This window comes from Bacillus sp. BPN334 (genome assembly GCF_008368885.1).
GTDB lineage: Bacteria > Bacillota > Bacilli > Bacillales > Bacillaceae_G > Bacillus_A > Bacillus_A wiedmannii.
On record NZ_QOZW01000004.1, the window covers coordinates 66,347 to 90,622 of the forward strand.

General features: G+C 36.7%; 20 protein-coding genes, 9 tRNA genes, 1 rRNA gene and 1 riboswitch. Of the genes, 6 read left to right on the forward strand and 24 right to left on the reverse strand.

The window, feature by feature from the left end:
* Positions 1 to 58: 58 nt before the first annotated feature.
* From DN393_RS04025 to DN393_RS04040, 4 genes are all read right to left on the reverse strand, one after another.
* Entirely contained in the window at positions 59 to 1,777 is a 1,719-nt protein-coding gene (locus DN393_RS04025) for a DUF3981 domain-containing protein (protein ID WP_149173331.1), read from the reverse strand.
* 78 nt (positions 1,778 to 1,855) lie between these two features.
* Positions 1,856 to 2,389, reverse strand: a complete 534-nt coding sequence (locus DN393_RS04030) for an MFS transporter (RefSeq protein WP_000222364.1) — start codon at positions 2,387 to 2,389, stop codon at positions 1,856 to 1,858.
* Entirely contained in the window at positions 2,386 to 3,822 is a 1,437-nt protein-coding gene (locus tag DN393_RS04035) for an FAD-binding oxidoreductase (protein WP_064474411.1), read from the reverse strand. The genes DN393_RS04030 and DN393_RS04035 overlap by 4 nt, the downstream gene beginning before the upstream one ends.
* A 112-nt stretch (positions 3,823 to 3,934) precedes the next feature.
* A complete protein-coding gene (locus DN393_RS04040) occupies positions 3,935 to 4,699 on the reverse strand; it encodes a hypothetical protein (protein ID WP_064474412.1) in 765 nt (254 codons plus the stop codon).
* A 145-nt stretch (positions 4,700 to 4,844) separates the two neighbouring features.
* On the opposite strand from DN393_RS04040, the gene DN393_RS04045 reads away from it, so the two are divergent.
* The 4 genes from DN393_RS04045 (at position 4,845) to DN393_RS04060 (ending at position 8,541) form a co-directional block, all read left to right on the forward strand.
* Positions 4,845 to 5,753 (forward strand): NAD(P)-dependent alcohol dehydrogenase, encoded by a 909-nt coding sequence (locus DN393_RS04045; protein ID WP_149173329.1) that lies wholly within the window; start codon positions 4,845 to 4,847, stop codon positions 5,751 to 5,753.
* Between the two features lie 80 nt (positions 5,754 to 5,833).
* Positions 5,834 to 5,948, forward strand: a riboswitch (SAM riboswitch).
* A gap of 84 nt (positions 5,949 to 6,032) precedes the next feature.
* On the forward strand, positions 6,033 to 6,845 hold the full coding sequence (locus DN393_RS04050) for a MetQ/NlpA family ABC transporter substrate-binding protein (RefSeq protein ID WP_064474414.1): 813 nt from the start codon (positions 6,033 to 6,035) through the stop codon (positions 6,843 to 6,845).
* A 12-nt stretch (positions 6,846 to 6,857) separates the two neighbouring features.
* Positions 6,858 to 7,898, forward strand: a complete 1,041-nt coding sequence (locus tag DN393_RS04055; protein WP_064474415.1) for a methionine ABC transporter ATP-binding protein — start codon at positions 6,858 to 6,860, stop codon at positions 7,896 to 7,898.
* Positions 7,873 to 8,541 carry a methionine ABC transporter permease gene (locus tag DN393_RS04060; protein WP_000527137.1) on the forward strand — a complete coding sequence of 223 codons (669 nt, stop codon included), beginning with the start codon at positions 7,873 to 7,875 and terminating at the stop codon, positions 8,539 to 8,541. The genes DN393_RS04055 and DN393_RS04060 overlap by 26 nt, the downstream gene beginning before the upstream one ends.
* Positions 8,542 to 8,578: 37 nt before the next feature.
* Here the strand turns inward: DN393_RS04060 and DN393_RS04065 are convergent, their stop codons facing one another.
* Positions 8,579 to 9,355 (reverse strand): SDR family oxidoreductase, encoded by a 777-nt coding sequence (locus DN393_RS04065; RefSeq protein WP_142314992.1) that lies wholly within the window; start codon positions 9,353 to 9,355, stop codon positions 8,579 to 8,581.
* Positions 9,356 to 9,788: 433 nt separating this feature from the next.
* On the opposite strand from DN393_RS04065, the gene DN393_RS04070 reads away from it, so the two are divergent.
* Together DN393_RS04070 and DN393_RS04075 are read left to right on the forward strand one after the other, a co-directional pair.
* Complete coding sequence (locus tag DN393_RS04070) at positions 9,789 to 11,075, forward strand: DUF5068 domain-containing protein (protein ID WP_088048209.1); 1,287 nt, start codon at positions 9,789 to 9,791, stop codon at positions 11,073 to 11,075.
* Positions 11,076 to 11,232: 157 nt separating this feature from the next.
* Positions 11,233 to 11,739 (forward strand): DoxX family membrane protein, encoded by a 507-nt coding sequence (locus tag DN393_RS04075; RefSeq protein WP_098101562.1) that lies wholly within the window; start codon positions 11,233 to 11,235, stop codon positions 11,737 to 11,739.
* 72 nt (positions 11,740 to 11,811) lie between these two features.
* Here the strand turns inward: DN393_RS04075 and DN393_RS04080 are convergent, their stop codons facing one another.
* The 19 genes from DN393_RS04080 to rrf all read right to left on the reverse strand — a co-directional run bounded on the left by DN393_RS04080 (position 11,812) and on the right by rrf (position 24,200).
* Positions 11,812 to 12,378 carry a DUF4256 domain-containing protein gene (locus DN393_RS04080; protein ID WP_088048207.1) on the reverse strand — a complete coding sequence of 189 codons (567 nt, stop codon included), beginning with the start codon at positions 12,376 to 12,378 and terminating at the stop codon, positions 11,812 to 11,814.
* A gap of 118 nt (positions 12,379 to 12,496) precedes the next feature.
* Entirely contained in the window at positions 12,497 to 14,461 is a 1,965-nt protein-coding gene (locus tag DN393_RS04085) for a S9 family peptidase (protein ID WP_142289419.1), read from the reverse strand.
* 260 nt (positions 14,462 to 14,721) lie between these two features.
* A complete protein-coding gene (gene glmS, locus DN393_RS04090; RefSeq protein ID WP_064474420.1) occupies positions 14,722 to 16,524 on the reverse strand; it encodes a glutamine--fructose-6-phosphate transaminase (isomerizing) in 1,803 nt (600 codons plus the stop codon).
* Between the two features lie 12 nt (positions 16,525 to 16,536).
* Positions 16,537 to 16,722: a hypothetical protein gene (locus tag DN393_RS04095; RefSeq protein ID WP_064474421.1), complete on the reverse strand. Its 186-nt coding sequence runs from the start codon at positions 16,720 to 16,722 to the stop codon at positions 16,537 to 16,539.
* A gap of 286 nt (positions 16,723 to 17,008) precedes the next feature.
* Positions 17,009 to 18,355, reverse strand: coding sequence for a phosphoglucosamine mutase (gene glmM / locus DN393_RS04100; RefSeq protein ID WP_000521485.1), 1,347 nt, complete (start codon positions 18,353 to 18,355; stop codon positions 17,009 to 17,011).
* Entirely contained in the window at positions 18,348 to 19,835 is a 1,488-nt protein-coding gene (locus DN393_RS04105) for a CdaR family protein (protein WP_088048205.1), read from the reverse strand. Before DN393_RS04105 ends, glmM begins: the two co-directional genes overlap by 8 nt.
* Complete coding sequence (cdaA, locus tag DN393_RS04110) at positions 19,828 to 20,649, reverse strand: diadenylate cyclase CdaA (protein ID WP_064474423.1); 822 nt, start codon at positions 20,647 to 20,649, stop codon at positions 19,828 to 19,830. Before cdaA ends, DN393_RS04105 begins: the two co-directional genes overlap by 8 nt.
* Positions 20,650 to 20,898: 249 nt before the next feature.
* Positions 20,899 to 21,792, reverse strand: a complete 894-nt coding sequence (gene rocF, locus DN393_RS04115) for an arginase (RefSeq protein ID WP_000711562.1) — start codon at positions 21,790 to 21,792, stop codon at positions 20,899 to 20,901.
* A 209-nt stretch (positions 21,793 to 22,001) separates the two neighbouring features.
* The gene (locus DN393_RS04120; RefSeq protein ID WP_064474424.1) at positions 22,002 to 23,147 is read right to left on the reverse strand and encodes a glycerate kinase; all 1,146 of its coding nucleotides are present in this window, start codon (positions 23,145 to 23,147) and stop codon (positions 22,002 to 22,004) included.
* Between the two features lie 116 nt (positions 23,148 to 23,263).
* Positions 23,264 to 23,336: transfer RNA gene (locus tag DN393_RS04125), tRNA-Ala, on the reverse strand.
* Between the two features lie 10 nt (positions 23,337 to 23,346).
* A tRNA-Gly gene (locus DN393_RS04130) sits at positions 23,347 to 23,418 on the reverse strand.
* A gap of 5 nt (positions 23,419 to 23,423) precedes the next feature.
* Positions 23,424 to 23,499, reverse strand: a tRNA-Lys gene (locus tag DN393_RS04135).
* Between the two features lie 5 nt (positions 23,500 to 23,504).
* Positions 23,505 to 23,579, reverse strand: a tRNA-Gln gene (locus tag DN393_RS04140).
* 65 nt (positions 23,580 to 23,644) lie between these two features.
* Positions 23,645 to 23,728, reverse strand: a tRNA-Tyr gene (locus DN393_RS04145).
* Positions 23,729 to 23,745: 17 nt separating this feature from the next.
* Positions 23,746 to 23,821, reverse strand: a tRNA-Val gene (locus tag DN393_RS04150).
* A 5-nt stretch (positions 23,822 to 23,826) separates the two neighbouring features.
* A tRNA-Glu gene (locus DN393_RS04155) sits at positions 23,827 to 23,901 on the reverse strand.
* Between the two features lie 22 nt (positions 23,902 to 23,923).
* A tRNA-Thr gene (locus DN393_RS04160) sits at positions 23,924 to 23,996 on the reverse strand.
* A gap of 4 nt (positions 23,997 to 24,000) precedes the next feature.
* Positions 24,001 to 24,075 (reverse strand) — tRNA-Asn (locus tag DN393_RS04165).
* A gap of 9 nt (positions 24,076 to 24,084) precedes the next feature.
* A 5S ribosomal RNA gene (gene rrf, locus DN393_RS04170) occupies positions 24,085 to 24,200 on the reverse strand.
* Between the last annotated feature and the right edge of the window lie 76 nt (positions 24,201 to 24,276).

Below are 24,276 nucleotides of genomic sequence, written 5' to 3' on the forward strand. Positions count from 1 at the left end.
GTATAGTGCATTTTCCTGTTTCATACCGTAAAAAAAAAGCGATAGAATTTCTATCGCTTTACTTTTTTAAATTGCTATTTATAAATTTAGATACGGAAGACATTACCTCTCCTGTATCTAAATATGTGATTTGAATTGGATCTCCCACTTCTGTAAACATAGCATATGGGAATTTCTTCACCGGTATCATAAATACTTTTTGTTCATTCTCTAACAGTACATACACAATTGTATTTTCACCTGATTTTTCTTTATATACACGTTGTACAACGCCTTCTTTTTGTGCTTCTTTACCATTTGAAGTCGGTCTAAATGAATCTCCACTTCCACTCAGCGCATTTTTATAATTCTCAAGCGCTTCTTTTTGCGTCGAACCTGTTGCAAATATTTTCGCATTAGAAGCATAGATAACTGTATGAGCACGTACCAATCCCCCGTCATCAATAACAGGTACAATCCAAGAAGGTTTACCGTATACGTTATAAATAACCGGCATCGTTCCATGCCATTTCTCTCTCTTAAAGGAATTATCCACTACTTCCGAAGCAGCTGAACCATCCATAATCCCCTTCACTTCTTTTCCGTTATAGTAATACAACTTACCTGTACGCGCATCGATAAGCGAGTAACCTAACGCAGAATCTACTCCCTCTTTCGGAGAGGTGAAATCAGTAAAGTAATATAACGTTCCATCCTTACCGAAGATTGGTGTAACTCCTTCTTTCGTTCCCCACTCAGTCGGAATCTTCATATCCGTTTGCGAGAATTTCGTATTCCAAAATCCGTGAATATATTTACCGAAGTACGTATTTAATGTAGATGCGGTCTCGTGATTTAATACACCATCAACAAATTTAGGCGCTTTACCTTTATCATATCTTTTCACTTCACCTGTTTGTGCATCTACTACTACAACGCCCTCTACCTCAAATCCAGATCTTCCTGAAATAAATTCACCATATGTCATTGTATAATACGGTTTCCCTTTATCATCAACTTCGAATTTAGGTTTCCCTTTAAAAATCAAATCCGGTTCTGCTTTTCGAACGACACGTTCTAATTTATTACCAAAAAACATGCTCGGCACATATTTCATTTTATAACCAAGATGCAGTTTCGCTTCCGCATCAGGATTCGTACCTGACATCGTTACGTACCCTGGAATTGTCTCAGCTTTACGTGCTTTAAAAAAGCCTGAAACTTCAATCGGTGCTACATATAAAGCCTCACCATTTACCATTTGTGGCGTTAATTCCCCTAGCTCAAAATAAGCTACTTTCGGAATATCCCCAAATACTTTTTTCATTTTATTCTCCGCTGTCTTTGGCGGCACTGTAAATGGTTGATCATTTTCAGTAAACGGCTCTGAAATATCTTTCTCGATCTTCACAACAGAATCATATTTTTTTTGCGTGATTACTAGATCGTGCAAATAACCAAAATAGCCGTAACTTGCGAGTAAAACAAACATTAGAAGTCCCTTTAACGTACCTTCTAATTTCCCTATTTGATTTTGTGAAAATAAAACAAGCCCAATTAAAACTGCTACCGCAACGGCATAATGAGTAAGAATCGAATCTGCTCGATCATCGATTAGCCAAAGATATTCGTAGATTGCAATACCTATCCAAAATAATACAGGAATAACTAAAATGGATGATTTCTTACCCTTTACAACCTTCTCATCCCCCTTCTTATCCACTGCTCGAAGTTTACTACCGCTTCTTGTCCATGGAATCAAAAACAAAGTGAGAATAGCTAAAATTAAAAATTTCATCAAAGGCAATGTCCCCTTTTCTTTTATTTTCCCTTTTAGTATAACAAATAAAGGGTATTCAGGTAAAAATGGGGATGATTATATTTTTTTACTACTTAATACAATCCCACTCACTACATATAAGATAGATGCAATATAAAAAATGGTACCAATCGTAAAGAAATCTACTAAATATCCCGTTGCAATAATTGCTACTGCTCCTCCAATCGATGTCCACACATGATATTTTCCAATCTCATAACCAGCATTTTCTTGCACAACCTTTCGTGCTAACGACGTCTTCTCAGTATTACGCTGCACAGCACCTAAAACTCCCATTACAATTTGAAGAATATAAACATGCCAGACTTCCGTGGCAATCGGGAAACAAAGCATTAATATTGCCATGGACCAAGCATATATAATTAATAATTTTTGATCGCCTACTCGATCAGACATCTTTCCTACTAATGGATATACAAGTGCTGAAGTTAAAGCAAATAAGCCATACGCCCAGCCAAACTGCGAGAAGCTATTCCCAACATTCCGAAGCAATAGAATGTAAAAGGGAAATACCATACTTCCCGCCATCATAATTATGCTTTGTGACGCTACAAATCTTCTATATGTCATTTCGTATACTCCCTATAAAATAAATTCACAAATCTCTCTTTTGGATCCGCTTCTTTTTTCTTCTGAAGAAATTCTTCGATACGAGGATATGCCCTCTTTAACTGCGCCTTCGTTGGATACGAATAGTAAGGTAAATAATAACTACCATTATGTTTTAAAGTAACATCAATCATTTTCTGAATGACATCTTCTGTTTTCTTTATTTCACCCTCTGAGCGTCCCTGGTTAATTAAAAGAACCAGCGCAAACATATCATCTTTCGCATAGGATAAAACTGCATTTTCATTCTTTTCCACATAACGAATTGTAATATTGAGCAAATTAAACTCTTCTTCATTTAATACGTTACGTAAATCATCTATGTATTCCGTGAAGAAATCTATAGGCACAAAGTATTCTTGTAACACTTCTGTTCGATTCGGATTTTCATATTCCATAAAGGCACTATCTGACCTCATAACATTATTTCGCGTCTCATACGTTCCATCTGTACGTTCAAAATAACTTCTTTGTATATCCCAAAATGTATTCTTTCCCCAATCGCTATAACGGGATAATCCGAGTAAAAATTTCGGTGCAGCTATAATAGTTTCCTCTTTTAATTCACTGTACTCTTCCCTCATATTTTGATTTTTCGCCAATGTATAATCTGTCATATACATCTCTTTTAAAAATGAATTGGGGGCAACAGAAATACGGGCTAAGTGCATACGAACATTTTCATCTCTTTTCACTTTGTCTTTAAAATAAGATGTGTATTCTTTATAATCTATCATTCTCGTATGCATTTCATATAATTCATCATCAGTTAACTTTAATGTCACATCTAAAATGACACCAAATAATCCATAACCACCTATGACATATGGAAATAACTCTGCATTTTCTCCTCTACTTACATTACGCACCGTACCATCTGCCATTAACAATCTAAACGACTCTACTGTATCAATCAATGCTTCATGACGAATATCACGCCCATGTACATTCACACTTAATGAACCACCAACAGTAAAAATATTTTGAGATTGCATCACTTGAACCGCAAGACCATATGAATTGATTTTCTTTTGAATGTCATTCCATGTGACGCCGCTTTGCACCCTAATCCGCTTCTTCTCCGGATCAAATTCTAATATTTTATTATACCCCTTCATATCAAGCATCGTGCCGTTCGGATAATACGTCTGTCCTCCTTGGCTATGTTGCATACCTGCAATGGAAATTTTCTCTCCAGAAGTATTTGCATCTTTCACTACCTGTTTTAATGAACGTTCATCCTCAGCATTTTCAACACGTTTAATTTTCGTTGGAAGCAACTTCCCTACATCGCTCATAATAGGATGATCTAGTTGCTCTTTATATGTATTTATAGATGTCGCAAGCAACACTGTATAAGCTACAATGACCACCGCTATCTTTCTTTTTTTCAAATGACACTCTCCTCTTCTACAGTTTTCCCACTTCATATTGTACCTATTTTCCTATAAAGAAAGTATACAAAAAAGAGGGCACCTTATTTTAGGTCCCCTCTCATCAAAACTGTTACTTTGCTGCCGGCAATTGTATTGGATCAAACTTTTCGTACGACGTATATTTTGCGTTCGTAATAATGTGTGCTTTATCCTTGCCGTTACTACTCATAATCATGTCTATCTTTGCTGATTCATATTTAAAATCTTTTGTAATGATATATTCTGCATCCACTTCTTCTATCTTCGCATTTTGTGCTTGTAACATTTTCTTCTGCGTTTCATCCATGCTAGTTAACATACTTTCTGTTTCTTGCCCTTTTAATGTAAATTTCAGTTTATATTTATCTCCGCTTTTCTCCATCTTCATTTTATCTAAAACTACTGCTGGTACTTCTAAATTATCTATAATATCTTGAGTCGCTTTCATTCCACCAGCGTTTAATTGCTCCTCTGGTACGGTTATAACTTCTCCTGTATTAGGGTTTTTCACCTCACCAGCAACTTTACCATCCACAGTATACACTACAACATCTGTACCAGAGATATTCATTTCAGAACGAGAATTCTTTGTCTTTGGCTCTAATTGCATCTTAGCCTTTAATATATCCATCTCTGCTCCCTCAGCTTTTATCCCTACATCATATGTCATCGTTACATGTTCTTCATTTTTAAAAGCTTCGTTCGTTTTCTTGAAAACATCCTTCGCTGCTAATTCCTTTTCTTTTTGCATGGCTTCTTTTTTCGGTTCATCAGTCTTTGTTGTTTTCTCATTGCTACAACCTACCCCTAGACTGATTGCAAGCACTAAGCTTGAAATAAAAATAGTTTTTTTCATAATGTCGCCCCCTTTCCAAAAATAATATCACCTCTTTTCCTACGAAATCTATATAATTTTTAATCTTTATTCGCTATATAGCGACATGTTTAATGAAGGTTTTTAATATGATGTAAATAACAACAACTCATTTCAGGAGGTCATTATGAAGGCGATTATTTGCACACAGTATGGACCACCTAACGTTCTTCAGCTTCAAGATATAGAGAAACCTACACCTAAAAAGAACGAAGTATTAATTAAAATTCACGCAACAAGTGTAACGACTGGAGATTGTAGAATACGCGGCTTTAATAGCCCCCTCTTATTTTGGATTCCTATGCGGATCATATTAGGTTTCAGAAAACCGAGAAAACCTGTACTCGGCGTAGAGTTATCCGGTGAAATCGAAGAAGTAGGAACAGATGTAACTCAATTTAAAAAAGGTGATCCAATTTTTGCATTAACAGAACTAAACCTCGGTGGTTATGCCGAGTACACATGCGTACATGAAAGTGGATTAATAACATTAAAACCTACCAATGTGACGTATGAAGAAGCGGCAGTTATTCCTTTTGGTGGAACTTCAGCATTACATTTCCTGAGAAAGGGCCGTATAAAAAAAGGGCAACAAGTGCTCATATATGGTGCCTCCGGATCAGTAGGAACAGCTGCTGTACAACTTGCTAAATATTTCGGTGCGACCGTTACGGCTGTTTGTAGTAATTCAAATTTTGAACTCGTTCAATCCTTAGGAGCTGATAAAGTAATTGATTATACGAAAAAAGATTTTACTAAGCAGGGCAAATGCTACAATATTATATTTGATGCAGTTGGGAAGTATAAAAAATCCCTTTGTACAAATACATTAACACCCAACGGAAAATATGTATCTGTTAATGGAATGATGGCAAAGGTAAGTAAAGACGATATGATTCTATTAAAGGAACTAGTCGAAAAGGAAAAACTAAAGCCCGTTATTGATAGAACTTACCGATTAGAAGAAATTGCTGAAGCTCATATGTATGTGGAAAAGGGACATAAAAAAGGGAGCGTTTCGATTACCTTAAAATAAAATATATTCAGAAAATAACGTTGACAATTCTTTTTGTAAGATTTAATATTAGTACCATATTAAAAAACTACATACACATACTCTTATCAAGAGTGGCGGAGGGACTGGCCCGATGATGCCCGGCAACCGAGCTTATGACATATAAGCTAAGGTGCTAATTCCTGCAAAACGAGTTTTCGTTTTGGAAGATAAGAGAGGAACCTATTTTGTCTATTCGGCACCTCTCTTATTTTGAGAGGTGCTTTTTATTTTGGAACGTATATGAAGGGGGAACTATAGATGAAAAAAATATTATTGAGCATTGTAAGTGGAGCGGTATTATTGTTAGGTGCATGTGGTGCTAATTCCGATAAAGAGGTAAAAGCATTAGATGAGAAAAAGATTACTGTCGGCGTAACGGGTGGACCGCATGAACAAATTTTTGAAAAGGTGAAAGAAGTGGCAGCGAGAGACGGTCTCGAAATTGATGTAAAAGTATTTAATGATTATGTAGCACCAAACGTATCTTTAGATGAAAAAAGCCTCGATGTAAATAGCTATCAAACGAAATCATATTTAGACGTATTTAAAGCTGAACGTAATATGAAATTAACAGAAGTATTTTCAACAGTGACATTCCCTATGGGCGTATATTCTACAAGCTTAAAGGATGTAAAAGACTTAAAAGAGGGCGATGCGATTGCTGTGCCAAATGATCCAACGAATGAACTTCGAGCTTTAAAACTATTTGAAAAAGCAGGTGTTTTAAAAGTGGATCCAAAGGCTACAGAAAAAGCGACTGCGAAAGATGTAATTGAAAACCCAAAGAAATTAAAGATTGTTGAATTAGAAGCATCTCAATTACCGACACAACTAAGTGAAGTGAAAGCAGCTGCAATTAATACAAACTTTGCATTAGGTGCAAAATTAAGCCCTGCGAAAGATTCTATTTTCCGCGAAGGTAAAGATTCGCCATATGTAAACTGGGTCGTTGTTCGTACTGAAAATAAAGATGATGCTGTTGTAAATAAATTAAAGAAAGCTTATCAATCTAAAGAAGTAAAAGAATTTATCGAGAAAAAATTTGATGGTTCAGTTTTACCATCTTGGTAGGAGCTGACGATAATGATTGAATTAAAAAATGTATCCAAACTATTTACAACAAAAAAAGGGAATGTAGAAGCTCTTAAACCTACTTCCCTTCAAGTAAAAAAGGGTGAAGTATTTGGAATCATTGGATATAGTGGCGCTGGTAAAAGTACATTAATTCGATGTGTAAATTTATTAGAAAAACCAACGACAGGAAATATCATTATAAACGACCAAGACTTAACAACTTTATCAACAAAAGAACTCGCAAAAGCGAGACAAAAAATCGGGATGATTTTTCAAGGATTCAACTTACTTAAAACTGTGACAGTTTATGAAAATATCGCATTACCGTTACGTCTATCTGGTCTTCCAAAAAATGAAATTGAAAAAAGGGTAGAAAAGTATTTACGTATTGTTGATCTTTTTAATCGAAAAGATGCCTATCCGAGTGAACTTTCTGGTGGCCAGAAGCAGCGTGTTGCCATTGCACGTGCACTATCACATGAACCGGAAGTGTTATTAAGCGACGAAGCAACGAGTGCTTTAGACCCAGAAACAACGGATTCTATTCTCGACCTATTACTAAAGATTAATGAAGAAATCGGGATTACAATTTTATTAATTACACATGAAATGCATGTCATCCAGCGTATATGTGACCGAGTTGCTGTTATGGAACATGGAGCAGTAATCGAAAATGGGACTGTAAAAGATATTTTCACCAACCCACAACATGTAACAACGAAAAAATTCGTAAATAGTGCATTTGCAGCTAAAATTCCAGAAGAGGTACAAAAAGAACTACAAAGAACCGGAGAAATCGTAACACTTTCATTTATAGGAACCTCTTCTGGCGAACCAGCGTTAGCTATCGCTACAAAACGTTTTCAAGTGTATCCAAATATTTTATCCGGTAATATTACACAGTTAAAACATGAAGCATATGGGAAACTAGTCATTCATATGCAGGGTGAGAAAAATGAAGTAAACCGTGCTTTATCATTTTTACAAGAGCAAGGGATCATCGTAGAAGGAGGTAGAACAGACTATGGGAAACAAATCCTTTTTGGATGAATGGGGTAAAGTCATATGGGAAGCAACCATTCAAACATTTCAAATGACATCTATTTCACTATTCATCTCTATCCTTATTGCGCTACCACTTGGTGTCACTCTTGTTTTAACGAGACCTGGTGGACAGCACGAAAATAAAATTATTTATCCAATTCTTAATACAATTATTAATATCATTCGCTCTCTTCCATTTATCATTCTATTATTCTTCATTTTACCTTTTACAAAGTTTCTAATGGGAACATCCATTGGTGTGCAAGGTGTTATCGTACCGCTTGTCGTATTCACAGCTCCTTATATTGCACGATTAATGGAGACCGCTTTATTAGAAGTGGATCGTGGTGTTATTGAAGCTTACCAAGCGATGGGCGTTTCAACTATTAAAATCATTTGGCACGTTATGGTGAAAGAAGCTCGTCCCTCCCTTGTACTTGGATTAACAATCGCAACAATTGGCTTAATTGGCGCAACAGCAATGGCTGGACTTGTAGGTGCTGGCGGTCTTGGTGATTTAGCATATCGATTCGGACATTTACGCTACGAACCTGAAGTAATGTATGCAACCGTCTTTATTTTAATTATCCTCGTTCAAGGACTACAGTCTTTAGGAAATGGTGTTGCACGAAGATTGAAGAAAGATTAAAAAATAAGGTATCTCACCAGGGTGAGATACCTTATTTTTATCTTTTAAATCCACCTTCTGAATGAATAACTTGTCCAGTAATCCATTCTGCTTCTTCACTTACTAAAAATGTAATAAGTCTTGCTGCATCCTTTGGCTCACCAATTCTACCAAAAGGAAACATCGGCTTTAATCCTTGCTTTATCTCTTCAGTCATCCATCCTGTACTAGTTGGACCTGGGTTAATTGCATTCACTGTTATACCTAGGTGGGCCACTTCAGCTGACAACGTACTAGTAAGAGCGTCAATAGCTCCCTTCGTTGTTGCATACGCTAGTTCTCCTGCCATAGGTCCTTTAAATTGTCCCGATGTCATATTAACAATTCTACCACCAGATTTCTTATCAAACCCTTGGGCAAATTGACTACTTAACAATGTAGTCGCACGGACATTTACCATGTAGTGCTTATCTAGTTCTTCAGCAGTCAAATTAGAGAAGTCATTATTGGTAGAATACGCTGCATTATTAATTAATATATGAGGGTAGCCTAGTTGTTTAGTAACTTTATTTATAAGCTCTTTCGGTGCATCATTCTGAGTTAAATCTAACTCCATACTCAATACTTTAACACCGCTTTCTAGTAACTCTTCTTTTAATTGTGTTTGTTCACTTTGATCAACGCCCCAAGGCATCTCTTGATCGTACGCTGTCCAATACGTAAAAAATATATCGTATCCTGCTCCAGCTAATTCTTTACAAACTGCTGCGCCTATACCATCTAGACGACTTACACCTGTAACAACTGCTATTTTATTTTTTAATTGATTCATCATATACTCCTCCAATTTTAAAGGACGCATACTTTATATAAGAGATATGAATTTCCCTACACATTATCCTTACAAAAGGGATATACAAGCCAAATATGCAGTCCTTGAATGATTTACAGGTAACTAAATAAACCCTCACTTATGAGAGAAAAATTTATCTATCTAGTTTCTAATCATTACAAGCTCATCCACATATTAAGTCCTTGTCCCCTTTCCATATATCTCTATTTCTATCATACCAATATGATGTAATATTTCAAATGATAAAAAAATAAAAATCAATATTCCATGCCGATCTTCTGCTAATTTTAGTATATTAAAATAATTAAATAATTAAAACAATCAGAAAAACACTGGTAAATAATGTCTTTATTTTTTATAATAAAACGTGGGGCTAATGTGAGAGTCTAGTTTTACACAAATAGGGGGAAGAAACATGTCAAAAAAATTACTTTCTTTATTTTCTACAGTAATCGTAGCAGCGTTTGTAATAACTGGCTGTGGTCAAAGCGATACGACAAATAAAGAACAAAAAGAGAATGTAACAAAAGAAAGCAAAACAGAAAAAACGGATACAACGAAAGAAAATAAACCTGAAGAAAAAAAATCCGAAGATAAAAAGCCTGAAAATACAGCTACTAGCTCAAGCGATTACTCTAAGCTGATTTCCTATATGGAAAAAGAAACAGGTGGTAAAACAAAAGTTCTTTTTGAAAATAAGGAACCACAAATGTATAAAGCTGAGGATGTTTCAGTATCAATGAACAGTTATACATTAGTTGAATTAAATGGATTCCATACAAATTTCGACATTCCGTTTAATCGTCAAACAGAGGGCGGAGTTATTCTTGTGAACTACAGCGTAAAAAATAGTTCAGCTAAAGATATTTACTATATGCCAGCATTGGACATATCATTTACTGGTGCGCAGAAAACATATAGTAACTATAAAGACTTAATTCCAAAAGAAGACCAGCTCCCAACTAAGCTTGCTCCAACGAATGATTACTTAGTAAAAGCAGGAGAAACTATTTCTGGTTATATCGCTTATCCATTCGGAAAAGATGATCTAGCGAAAATTTCAAGTCTCTCAACAGTCTCCGTCACAGTCCCAACTGCACAAGCTAATAAAGGAAAATTTGATGCTCCAATCGGAAGCCCTGGAAACTTTTCATTAAGTTTAAACAAGCAAGGCGCTGAAAAAGTTGCAACAGATAATACTTTCTACCAAGATAAAGCTACAGCTAATAACATGGGCGATAAAAAAATGTTAAAAGAGAAATCAAGTATTAATAACAGCCAAGAATTAGGCGCTGTTAATGTTACATTAGACGGATACCAATTCACTCAATTCACACCAAATTCCGTCGAAGCTCCACGCTTTGCAAATTTTAAAAACGGTCTTGTTCTATTAACAGTGAAATTCAAGCTTGATAACAAAGATGCTCAAGACGTTTCACTATCTCCTATAAGCTCTACATTGAGAGTGAATGATGGTACACAATATACGATTAATGAAGGTATGCTACTAAATTACGACTATAACGCTTCAGTCAAAACAGGAACATCTGGAGAGTTACTGCAAGTGTATATTTTAGATCAAGAGCAGTATGAAAAGATTTGGAAAGACAAAAGCTTTGAGATTGAGTTAGGACCTATGAGAAATAAAGAAGCAAAAGATATTTCACAAGGTAAAAAAGCTAAATTTACATTACCTAAATAAATTACTAAGTATATATTAGAAAAGGCATATAACATATGATTGTTATATGCCTTCTTTATTTTATAAAAACACCATTTTTGTTCACACTTTATCCATTGTGAATCTTTTCACATTGGATATATAATAAACATGTAAATAAAATATTGGAGGGATTTCAATGGTTATCAATTTTTTAAGAACTGATAAACGTGCTGCTTTCATATTATTATTTTTACGTTTTTACATAGGATATGCATGGCTCGCTGCTGGGATAGGTAAAGTTTTTGGACAATCTTTTGATGCAAGTGGTTTTCTAAAGGGAGCTATCGCTCAAGCGTCAGGTGATCACCCTGCCGTACAAAGTTGGTGGGCAGATTTCCTTCAACACTTTGTTCTTCCAAACGCAGACCTATTTAGCTTTTTAGTTCAATGGGGAGAAATTTTAGTAGGTCTAGGTTTAATTTTAGGCGGATTAACAAAAACTGCTGCATTCTTTGGAGTTATAATGAATCTTTCCTTTTTACTAAGTGGAACTGTTAGTGTAAACCCAAATCTACTTATTCTGACTATGTTCATTTTAGTTGCAGGTCATAACGCTGGACGCATTGGATTAGATGGCTATGTTTTCCCTAAACTTTTCCTTAAAAACAACCATGAAACATATAAATTAAGTAAAACTGCGTAGTAACAGTTTACTTTTAAAATATAAGTAAGAAAAAGAGCCTACGTATAGGCTCTTTTCTTACTTACTTCAAATTTAAACTTTTAACGAACCGCGAAATCCTCTAGCAGCATAGTATGAATCTGCTCCATTGTGGTACACAAAAACGTGTCCAAAACGATAATCGCAAAATAGAGCACCACCGAGTTCTCGAATATCTGAAGGCGTTTGTACCCAGCTTGATGATTTCATATCGAAATCCCCAAGCTGTTGCAACTCTCGATATTGTTCTTCTGTTAATAATTCAATGCCCATAGCAGCTGCCACGTCAATAACGTTATTTTCTGGTTTATGTTTTTTTCTTGCCTCTAACGCTTCCAGATCATAACAAAAACTTCTGCGACCTTTAGGACTCTCCTTTGAACAATCATAGAAAGTATACTCATCCTTCTCTTCATCATAACCAACAACATCCGGCTCACCGCCAGTTACTTCCATTTCATGAATTGACCATAATTTTTCATTATTAGTAGCTAGCTTTGCTTCAACTTTAGCCCATTCAAGACCTTCATGGCGGTTCATGTTTTTCTCAAAACGTGCTTGTAATACTTTTAGTAGTTCTTCACGTTGTTCTACAGATAATGCATTTGTATTCTCTGTCATATTAGTCCTCCGAATTACGTTTCCTTATAATCATTTAAATCTTTTCAATAATGGTTTGCATACAGTTTACAACACTCTGATACAATTGCACAACGAAAAATCCCTGTGCGGATATCCATTATATAGTACGAAAACCTTTCATGCTTTCTCCAAGAATATAGTGTGAAAACCACATCAAGTTCTGCCTCATAATAGCTACTCTCATTCCTGGCTGATCCGAGCTATATGCCATTCCTTTAAATATAATTAGTTCTGTATCAACTTCCATATCTCTTAATCCTTCATATAGCTCATATGCATTTGTAATTGGAATTCTTGCATCCATTTCCCCATGTTGAATTAACGTAGGCGTACAGGCTGATTTAATATATGTCATTGGTGATGTTTTCTTATATATCTCTGGATCATTCCATGGAGTATTTCCTAAATACATGCTAATAAAGTAAGGGATATCTGTATTTACATAATGGGTACCCCAGTTCGTAATTCCGCCCCCAACTGAAATAGCTTTAAATCTACTGCTGCATGTAGAACAAAAAGCTGATATATATCCTCCGTTACTCCATCCCATAACTCCTACTCTATCTTTATCTACAATCCCTTTTTCAACTAGTGCATCCACTCCAGATATAATATCATCATAATCAGCAAATCCTTGTTTTCTATAGTTTGCTTTTAAAAATTCATTACCATAACCAGAACTTCCTCTATAGTTTGGTTCTAAAACGATAAAGCCTTTTTCAACAAACTGTTCAATCGGATATTTCTCATTGAAGCAGTCTGAAAATATCGGAAAGGACGCCCAATTCGGACCACCATGGATTACTACTAATAAGGGATATTTTTTATTTGCCTCAAACTCTACTGGGGTTGATAAAACACCTTCTATTTCAAGACCATCACTACTTCTCCATGAGATGATTTCCCTGTTACTTTTAAGCCTGCCTTCGAAAAAGCTATTTTCATTCGTTATTTTTTTATCATCCAAATAGATTTCAAAGGTTTCATTTGTTATAGCCTTAGTATATGTTATATGATTTCCATCCCTTGTTATAGAGGCATCCATTATAAATCCTTCTACTGTTTCGCTTAACATTTCCACAGTGCCATCCTCACATAGCAATCCAATACGGTAATTCGTTTTATCCTGCCACCTAATTAAAATCCCTTTAGCCGTCCACTGTAATGGCATAACCGTACTATCAAAATTTGTTAAAGGTTGAATTACCTCTCCCGTATTCATATCATATATCTCTAATGTACTATCTTGTATATGATTCCTATAGTAATCCTTCTCTCTTATGCTTGCTGCGTAACATATTTTATCGCCCTCGGGAGAAAAGCAGACGCTTGCTCCTAACAACTTATCCATATTCATTTTTTGTAGTTCTCCAGCTTCAACATCTAATATGTAGAGCTCACCATTCATATAATCGTTTAGGCTTGGTGTAGCCATACATACAACCTTTTTCCCATCATTTGAAATATCAAAGTTATGTATATAAAAATCCTTACCATCCGTTAATTGATAAACATTTTTAATCTCGCGTTCCTCTTTATCACTTTGTATCGCTTTTTCTATCTCAATGTAGTATAAACAATTATTCCGATGTTCCTTACCTACATGGTGGAAATCTCCATATCGTTCCTTACGTTTCTTGATTTCCTCACATTCTTTTGACTGTGCAATATAATAAAAACCTTTACCAGTAGGCTCCCATTTGAATGTATTAACTCCTTCCTTCTCATCCGTCATTTGAACCTCACTACCACCGTCTATTGACTTAACAAAGATCTGATTTGTATTAGCCCCGTCACGGCCTGGGCTAAGGTATGCAATAGTCTTAGAATCTGGAGACCATAATGGATGTGTACTATCTATATCCCCATTTGTTAGTGGATAACTCTGCCCTTTATCTTTCTCATATATCCATACATGATTTCTATACGTATTGTCGTCCCAGTTAGCTGTCTTTTTTACAAATGCTACGTTTTTTCCATCATCACTTATGTTTGCACTTAATAAGGCCGGTAATGAAATAATCTCTTCTATACTTAAATATGTTTTTGTTTTTGCTTTCACTTTCATATAATAAGGTCCCCCTTGTAATGTCCATGCATCTATCGTCTCTTCTCTTCATAATAAAGAAAATTGTTCACACATACTTAAATTGATAACTAAAAATTCAGATAAATAAAAATAAATCCGATAAAGTAAAACTTTAATTTTTGGGGTTCTGTCTACTTACCAATTTCAGATGTTCTTTTTCAACACAAAAATACCCCTTTAGATAACATATCTAAAGGGGTACCGATTCATATATTTATTAACCTACCAATCTCCTACTCAACAGTAACAGACTTAGCTAAGTTACGTGGCTTATCAACGTCACACTCGCGGTGAAGTGCTGCATAGTATGAGATAAGTTGGAATGGAATAACTGCTACTAGCGGTGCTAGTGCTTCGTGTACAGCTGGTAATACGAAGCTGTCACCTTCCATTTCTAAGCCTTTCATTGAGATGATACATGGGTTAGCTCCGCGTGCTACTACTTCTTTCACGTTACCACGAATTCCAAGGTTTACGTGCTCTTGTGTAGCAAGTGCGATAACTGGTGTACCATTTTCAATTAAAGCGATTGTACCATGTTTTAATTCTCCTCCAGCAAATCCTTCTGCTTGGATGTAAGAGATTTCTTTTAGCTTTAACGCACCTTCTAATCCTACGTAGAAGTCTACGCTACGTCCGATGAAGAAACAGTTACGAGTTGTTGCTAAAAATTGTTTTGCTAATGCATCCATTTCTTCTTTTTGATCACAAAGTTCTATCATTGCATTTGCTACAAGTCCTAATTCGTGTGTTAAATCGAAATCAAGAACTTCGCCTTTCGCTTTAGCAATGTCCGCAGCTAAAATTGAAAGTACTGCAAGCTGTGCTGTGTAAGCTTTCGTTGATGCAACTGCGATTTCTGGTCCCGCGTATAACGGAAGTGTATAATCAGCTTCACGAGAAAGCGTAGAACCAGGTACGTTTGTAATCGTTAATGCTTTATGACCCATTTCATTCGTTTGTACAAGTACTGCACGGCTATCAGCTGTTTCACCACTTTGTGAAATGTAAATGAAGAATGGTCTCTCTGTTAATAATGGCATGTTATAAGAGAATTCACTTGCTACATGCACTTCAACTGGCATTTTTGCAAACTTCTCGATAAATTGTTTTCCAACAAGACCTGCATGATAACTCGTTCCACATGCAATGATGTAAACACGATCGCTATCTAAAATCGCATTGCGGATGTCTTGATCTAATTCAATCTCGCCATTTTCATCTTGATACTTTTGAATTATATTACGGATTACAAGTGGTTGCTCATCGATTTCTTTAAGCATGAAATGAGGGTATGTTCCTTTTTCAATATCACTTGCGTCTAATTCCGCTGTAAACGGTGCACGTTCAATCGTTTCACCTTGTAAGTTTTTAATTGTAATACTTTCTTTCGTTACGATTACGATTTCTTTATCCATTAACTCAATAAATTGATCTGTAACTTGTAACATCGCCATAGCGTCGCTCGCCACAACATTAAAGTTGTCACCAACACCTACTAATAGCGGGCTTTTGTTTTTAGCAACATAAATCATGTTTGGATTTTCAGCATCAAGTAATCCGATCGCATAAGAGCCATGTAAAAGAGATAGCGTATTACGGAACGCTTCTTCTACACTTAATCCTGTGCTCACTTGTTGTTCCATAAGCTGTACGATAATCTCTGTATCAGTTTCACTTACGAACGTTACATCTTGTAAATATTCTTTTTTCACTAATTCATAGTTTTCAATTACACCGTTATGAACTAGTGTAAAACGTTTTGATGTACTTTGATGCGGATGCGCGTTTACTTTGCTTGGAACACCATGTGTAGCCCAGCGTGTGTGACCGATTCCCACGCTTGCCGCTACGTTCTCATCTACGATTTCGCGAAGTTTTGCAATACGGCCTTTTTCTTTGTATACAACAACACCGTTCTCTGTTTGTACTGCAATACCTGCTGAATCATATCCACGATATTCTAGCTTTTCTAAACCTTTTAATAAAATTTCCTTTGCATCTTGTTCTCCAATAAATCCTACGATTCCACACATGTTTAGTCGCCGTTACAAATGCTTACATTGCTCTGCGAACATGTAACGACATAGTCCGATACCATTTTTATTTATACTAAAAAACGGATTACATATTGCTAGCCCTGTAAGCTTGTAACGGCTTTCACCTTCCTCTCGATTGGGTTTAAGTCCGTATATACTTATACAGCTAGTTTTCATCCGTTCCCTTTCTCTCATCACACTTTCACCTTTGTCCACTAAGTCACCTTAATGATTTAAGTAAAAGCTTGCGGTTGTGATGAACAACCGGGAGTCATCCGCCGAAATCTCGATAAACTCCACCTCGTCAACTACACTACTTGTAGTTCTGGCGCTTTTATAATTTACAATATTTCCTTTGAGAAAAAGAACAAGACCATCTTATAACAAACATGGATAAACCGTCAATGAAATTTTTTTCATCGTCTATAAAACATATGAAAAAGGAGCACTTCTTGTGCTCCTTTTCAATAAATTCATCAAATTATTCAGCGCCAACTTCAGCTTTCACAACTTCTACAATACGATGTACATATGCGTCACACACTTCTTGTGTTGGTGCTTCTGCCATTACACGAATAAGTGGCTCTGTTCCAGATGGACGAACAAGAATACGGCCATCACCGTTCATTTCTTCCTCTACAACACGAATAATTTCTTTAATTTTTTCATTTTCTAATGCTAGTTTTTTATCTGTTACACGAACGTTTACTAGTAATTGTGGGAATTTTGTCATCTCACCTGCAAGCTCAGATAATGGTTTTTTCGTCATTTTCATGATGTTTACCAGTTGAAGTGCACTTAACATTCCATCACCAGTTGTAATGTAATCAAGTAAGATAATATGACCCGATTGTTCTCCACCTAAGTTGTAACCACCACGCTTCATCTCTTCCATTACGTAACGGTCACCAACTGCTGTTTTATCACTTGTGATATTGTTAGCTTCAAGTGCTTTGTAGAAACCTAAGTTACTCATAACAGTTGAAACGACTGTATTATGCTTTAGTTGACCAGTTTCTTTCATGTACTTCGCACAAATAAACATAATTTGATCGCCATCAACGATGTTTCCTTTTTCATCTACAGCGATTAAACGGTCACCATCACCATCAAAGGCAAGACCGATATCAGCGCCTTTGTCTTTTACTAATTTTGCTAATACTTCTGGATGCGTAGAACCTACTCCATCGTTAATGTTCATACCGTTTGGTGAAGTTCCCATTGTTGAAATATCAGCCTCTAAATCCGCAAATAAGTATGGAGCTAAAGAAGACGTAGCACCATGCGCACAATCTAAAGCGATATGTAAACCAGAGAAATCTTCCTCTACAGTTTGTTTAATATATTGTAAATATTTTTGTCCGCCTTCAAAATAATCACTCACTTGTCCAAGATTCGTACCTGTTGGACGTGGTAGTTCATCAACTTCTTTGTCTAATAAAGCTTCAATTTCTGCTTCTTGCTCATCTGTTAATTTAAAACCGTCTGAACCGAAGAATTTGATTCCGTTATCCTGTACTGGATTATGAGATGCAGAAATCATAACACCTGCTTGTGCATCTAACGCTTTTGTTAAATAAGCAACGCCTGGTGTAGAAATAACGCCAAGGCGCATTACTTCTGCTCCAGTTGATAATAGACCCGCTACTAAAGCTCCTTCTAACATATGTCCTGATATACGTGTATCACGGCCAATAATTACTTTTGGACGATCTGTATCTTTTGTTAATACATAACCACCAAAACGTCCAATTTTGAACGCTAATTCAGGTGTTAACTCCTGGTTCGCAACCCCGCGTACTCCATCTGTACCAAAATATTTACCCATTATGATTCGCTCCTTTTTCTGGCTCTTTTTGATTATCTACTGTTGGCTCTTGACTAGTTTCTTTTGTTGGCTCTTGACTAGTTTCTTTTTCTTTATTTTGTTCCTGTTCCGTGTCAGGCTTAGGTTCAGGTTCAGGATTTTTTGGTTTTTCAGTTTGATTATCTTGGTTATTATTTGAATCCGGTTTTTCACCGTTCCCCTGTACTTCTTTATCTGGATTTTCTTTCTTCACAATTGTGACTTTAGCACTTTTTTGCTTTGGCTCTATTGAAATATTACCAGGACCGCTCACTTGAATAGAAACATCCTTCGTCCCCGGAGATACATTTTGCAAATTAATGGCTGCTGTTATTTGAGCAGCTGTTATTTTATCTACTATACTTGTTTCTCCTGAAATATCAACGCTTATCTTCCCATCTTGCGGCGAAAGTAGCTGGGCCGTAACATCTTTAGAAAGTCCATTTTTTTGAATTGATATACCATCAATCGTTCTTGTTTTCGTTTGTTTTGTTTTTTGTACTCCTACCGAAACCTTCACTTGATTCGGTTTTGCACTTGTTACACCCTTTGGCAATAAAACAGAGGTATCGAATGTTGTAGACTCTGTCAATTGACTAAGATCTACTTCGACCCCCTCTATCGATTGTATATTATCCAAGATATCCTTTGGACCTGCTATCGTTACTTCTCTCGGCTCAATGCTAATATTTGTAACGGCCAATCCTTCTGGTAAACTCCCCTTTTTCGTATACGTTACAGGAACAGTTTTTTCAGTATTATTGGCCGTAGCTTGCGTCGCCACATTCAATGTTACACTAATTTTAGATGGACTCGTTCTTACATTTAAACGTTTTCCTTCTTTATTGTATAATGTAACTTCGACTGTTTTTGTAACAGTTTTATTAACACCTTTTAAATCAATATACGCCTTAGCAGATGAAATACTTTCAATTTCTTCTTTCGTCCCAACTACCTCAACAGTATCAGGTTTAATGTTTGATTTTTCGAGAGTAGAACCCGCTGGCATTTGATCCTCATTTGATAATTTTAAGTCTACATGAACGTATTTTCTCGCTTTTTCATGTAGAGTAATTTTAATTGTTGATGGCTGAACTGTTCCTTTCACATCATCTGGAAGCCCGTTCGTTTTCAAAGAAACTTCATAAGTTCCTTTTTCGCTATCTCTCAAATCAACTGGTATATCAAATTGTTTTTTTGCTTTTGCTGTAGCAACTGCTGCTTTTGGGCCCTCTAACTTCACCTTAACGCCCTCTGACGGAATACCACTTACAATATATTTTTCTTCATCATACTTAAGGTTAATGGCATAATTAGTTAAGGTTTCTTTCGCATCATTTGCGAAAGGTATTATCCCCGATGTCGTATTTTTTTCAGTTAAAGTCGCTGACATAAAAAGCATACACGCCAATAGTAATGAGATCCCTTTTAGAAACCAATGATTCTCCATTAACTTATCCATGACGCTTTCTCCTCCAATTCCATAAAGACGAAGAAGTCGTTTTTTCGTTCGCACTAAATTCAGCTAACAACATATCTTTCAGTTGTTCTGTCTTCAAATCACGATGCAACTTACCATTTTTCGTTAAAGAAATTTGGCCAGTTTCTTCCGACACAACTACTGTAATACTATCAGTAACTTCACTAACTCCCATTGCAGCGCGATGCCTAGTTCCTAACTCCTTAGAAATAAACGGACTTTCCGATAACGGAAGATAACACGCTGCTGCTTTAATGGTACTTCCTTGCATAATAACCGCTCCATCGTGAAGAGGTGTATTAGGAATGAAAATATTAATAAGTAATTCCGATGATACGTGTGCATTTAGCGGAATACCCGTTTCCACATAATCACCCATACCGGTCTCTTTTGACAAAGTAATTAATGCACCAATTCTACGTTTCCCCATATATTCCGTTGCTTTCGCTATCGCTGTTGCAACGATTTCAGGTTCATCATCCTCATGAGTTCCAACACGCGAAAATAAACTCCCGCGTCCTAGCTGCTCAAGTGCTCTTCGCAATTCTGGCTGGAAAATAATAATAACGGCTAAAAATCCCCACGTTAATACTTGCTCAGTTAGCCAATAAAGCGTATGCAATTCAAGGAAAATACTGATCATCCGAACGACAATAATAACTGTAATCCCTTTTAAAAGTTGAACAGCTTTCGTCCCTCGAATTATGAGAATTAGCTTATATATAATAAACCATACAACGGCAATATCTAATACCGTACTAAGATATTTCAAAATGGTCGTATCTTCAAAAGGCATGCTAACCCTTCCTCCTACTTACGAGCAATTCTATCCATATATTGAAATATTGTTTTATGCTCTATCTGTATGTATTTCCAACAACTAGTTAATTATACCATACATGAAACAAACGACAATTACAAACAACCCTCCTTTAGTCTAAATTGGTAAGATGTCAAACATTATTATCGTACAGTATAATATAAATCATTATTATACGCTTATTTTCAAATAAAAAAAGCAACTTCTCAGTTGCTTTTCTTACATTTATTTTAGTTTTTCACCGAATAAAGAACCCATTAAAGCAACTGCTGTTGTTGCCGTTCTGTTTCGCTCATCTAAAATTGTGTTTACTTCAACAAACTCAGCAGATGTAACAATATCAGCTTCCGCTAACATTTCCATTGCTAAATGGCTTTCACGATAAGATAGGCCACCAATTACAGGCGTGCCAACTCCTGGTGCATCATGAGGATCAAGACCATCTAAATCTAATGATAAATGTACACCATCAGTATGAGATAAATAAGCGATTGTTTCTTCCATAACAGCCGTCATACCCATACGATCAATCTCGTGCATCGAGAATACTTTAATACCTTCATTGCGAATAAAGTCTTTTTCTCCTTCATCTAATGCACGTGCACCGATAATTACAACATTCTCTTTTTTCACCTTTGGATATGCCCCGTATAAATCTACAAGCGTTTGATGTCCATACCCTAGACTTGCTGCAAGTGACATGCCATGAATATTTCCAGATGGTGAAGTTTCTTCTGTATTTAAGTCACCATGTGCATCGTACCAAATAACACCTAAATTTTTATAATGTTTCGCAACACCAGCTAATGTACCAATTGCGATACTATGGTCACCACCTAATACAAGTGGAAAACGTCCCTCTTCTATAATATGATCCACCTTACTTGCTAATTCGTTACATACAGTTGCAACCTGTGTAAGGTTTCTTAAGTTTGTATTTACATCTACTTCTTTTTCTCTCTCTATACGTATATCTCCTATATCTTTAACGTCATATCCAATTTCTTCAATTCTTTCAATTACGCCTGCATAACGGATTGCACTCGGCCCCATATCTACCCCACGACGCATCTGTCCTAAATCCATTGGAACTCCAATAACTGAGATTTCTTTTTTCATAGATAGTATCCCCCTTTTATGCCTTCACTAAATATTTTAAATCTTTTATATAGTCTGACTCAACTCGACATTTTTCTGTATGGATATACAAATTATTCACTTGTATTCGCCTTAAAAACCCAATTTCAAGACTATTCTATGTATAAAGTTAACTTAATGAAACAACTACCATCATTATTATTAAATAATAATAAAAAACACTCCTACATTTAGAAGTGTTTTTCTGATGCTATTTTCCATACTGCGGCAATATTCTTTGCTGTCATTTCGATATTCTCTTCCGCTACTTTATATGCCTCTTCTAATGTCATAGGACTCGCTGTAATACTAAATACTGCATCGATTCCTTTTTCATGAACAGCTGGATAATTCGGAGATACAGATCCTCCAATAGCAATGACAGGAATACGAAAATGCTTTGCACGCTCCGCAACACCTACAGGGGCCTTTCCATATGCTGTTTGTTCATCTATTCTCCCTTCGCCAGTTATAATTAAATCTGCACCTTCTATATGCTTATCAAAATTTGTATAGTCTAATACAATTTCAATTCCTCTCCGCAAGTTTCCCTTTAACACTGCAATAACAGCTGCTCCCATTCCTCCTGCGGCTCCTGCGCCAGGTATTTTAGATACGTCGCAAGATAAGTATTGTTTAAGGATATTCGCATAATGCTTTAAATTCTCATCCAGCTCTTTCATCATCTCTGCATTCGCACCCTTTTGCCTCCCAAATACGAAAGATGCTCCCCTTATTCCAACTAACGGATTATCTACATCACATGCTGCTTCTATCTTTATATGCAGTAAGCGTGAATCCATGCATGAAAAATCAATAGCGACAATCGAATGTAATGTTCCTCCAGATGGCTCTATTACTTCCCCTTTTCCATTTATAAACCTGACCCCTAAAGCTGACAGCATACCTGCTCCACCATCATTTGTAGCACTTCCGCCAAGTCCTAAAATAATGTGCTCAGCTCCTTCGTCTAGCGCATGTAGTATAAGCTCTCCGGTTCCTTTAGTCGTTGTAATAAGTGGGTTTCGCTTTTTAACCGGAACATGTTGTAATCCTGATGCTGCTGCCATTTCAATAAACGCTGTCTTTTTATCTTTAGACATACCGTAAAAGGATTGTATACGTTCTCTAAGCGGCCCTGTCACATGAAGAGGTATCATTCTTCCATCAGTAGCATCCACAAGTGAATCAACCGTTCCTTCACCTCCATCTCCAATTGGTATTTTTACGTACTCTGCTTTAGGAAAAATTGCTTCAAATCCTCTTTCAATAGCTTCACATACTTTTATAGCTTTTAAGCTTTCTTTATATGAATCAGATGCAATAACAACTTTCACAATTATCCCCATCCTTTATTTTCGCGTTTTCTCCATTTTAAATGACAAATATGAAAGTTGTCTTTTTAAACACACAAAAAAAGCTTACATCATATGATGTAAGCTTTTCTATTAGATGGAGCCTAGCGGGATCGAACCGCTGACCTCCTGCGTGCAAGGCAGGCGCTCTCCCAGCTGAGCTAAGGCCCCTTAGTAATGAAGCGGAAGACGGGATTCGAACCCGCGACCCCAACCTTGGCAAGGTTGTATTCTACCACTGAACTACTTCCGCGAAAATGGTGAGCCATGAAGGATTCGAACCTTCGACCCTCTGATTAAAAGTCAGATGCTCTACCAACTGAGCTAATGGCTCGTAAATGGCTGGGCTAGCTGGATTCGAACCAGCGCATGACGGAGTCAAAGTCCGTTGCCTTACCGCTTGGCTATAGCCCATTAATATTTACTAGTATGGTTATCTTTTCAAAAAAATAAACCCTCTCAGGTTATTTTAAAGAAAATGGTGGAGGGGGGCAGATTCGAACTGCCGAACCCGAAGGAGCGGATTTACAGTCCGCCGCGTTTAGCCACTTCGCTACCCCTCCGACATTTAAGATATATATGGTGGAGGATGACGGGATCGAACCGCCGACCCCCTGCTTGTAAGGCAGGTGCTCTCCCAGCTGAGCTAATCCTCCAAAAGTGGTGACCCGTACGGGATTCGAACCCGTGTTACCGCCGTGAAAGGGCGGTGTCTTAACCACTTGACCAACGGGCCAAAAATTTAAAAACTTTTTCCAAGCTTCCAACCGGGCTTGAACCGGTGACCTCTTCCTTACCATGGAAGTACTCTACCAGCTGAGCTATGGAAGCATAATGGCTCCGCAGGTAGGAATCGAACCTACGACCGATCGGTTAACAGCCGATAGCTCTACCGCTGAGCTACTGCGGAATAATACAAGCCTGGCAACGTCCTACTCTCACAGGGACAAGGTCCCAACTACCATCGGCGCTAGAGAGCTTAACTTCCGTGTTCGGTATGGGAACGGGTGTGACCTCTCTGCCATCATTACCAGACTTTTATCATTATACACATTCTTTTCAGAATGTCAAAAGGAATTTTAATATATATTCCTTCAAAACTAGATAACAT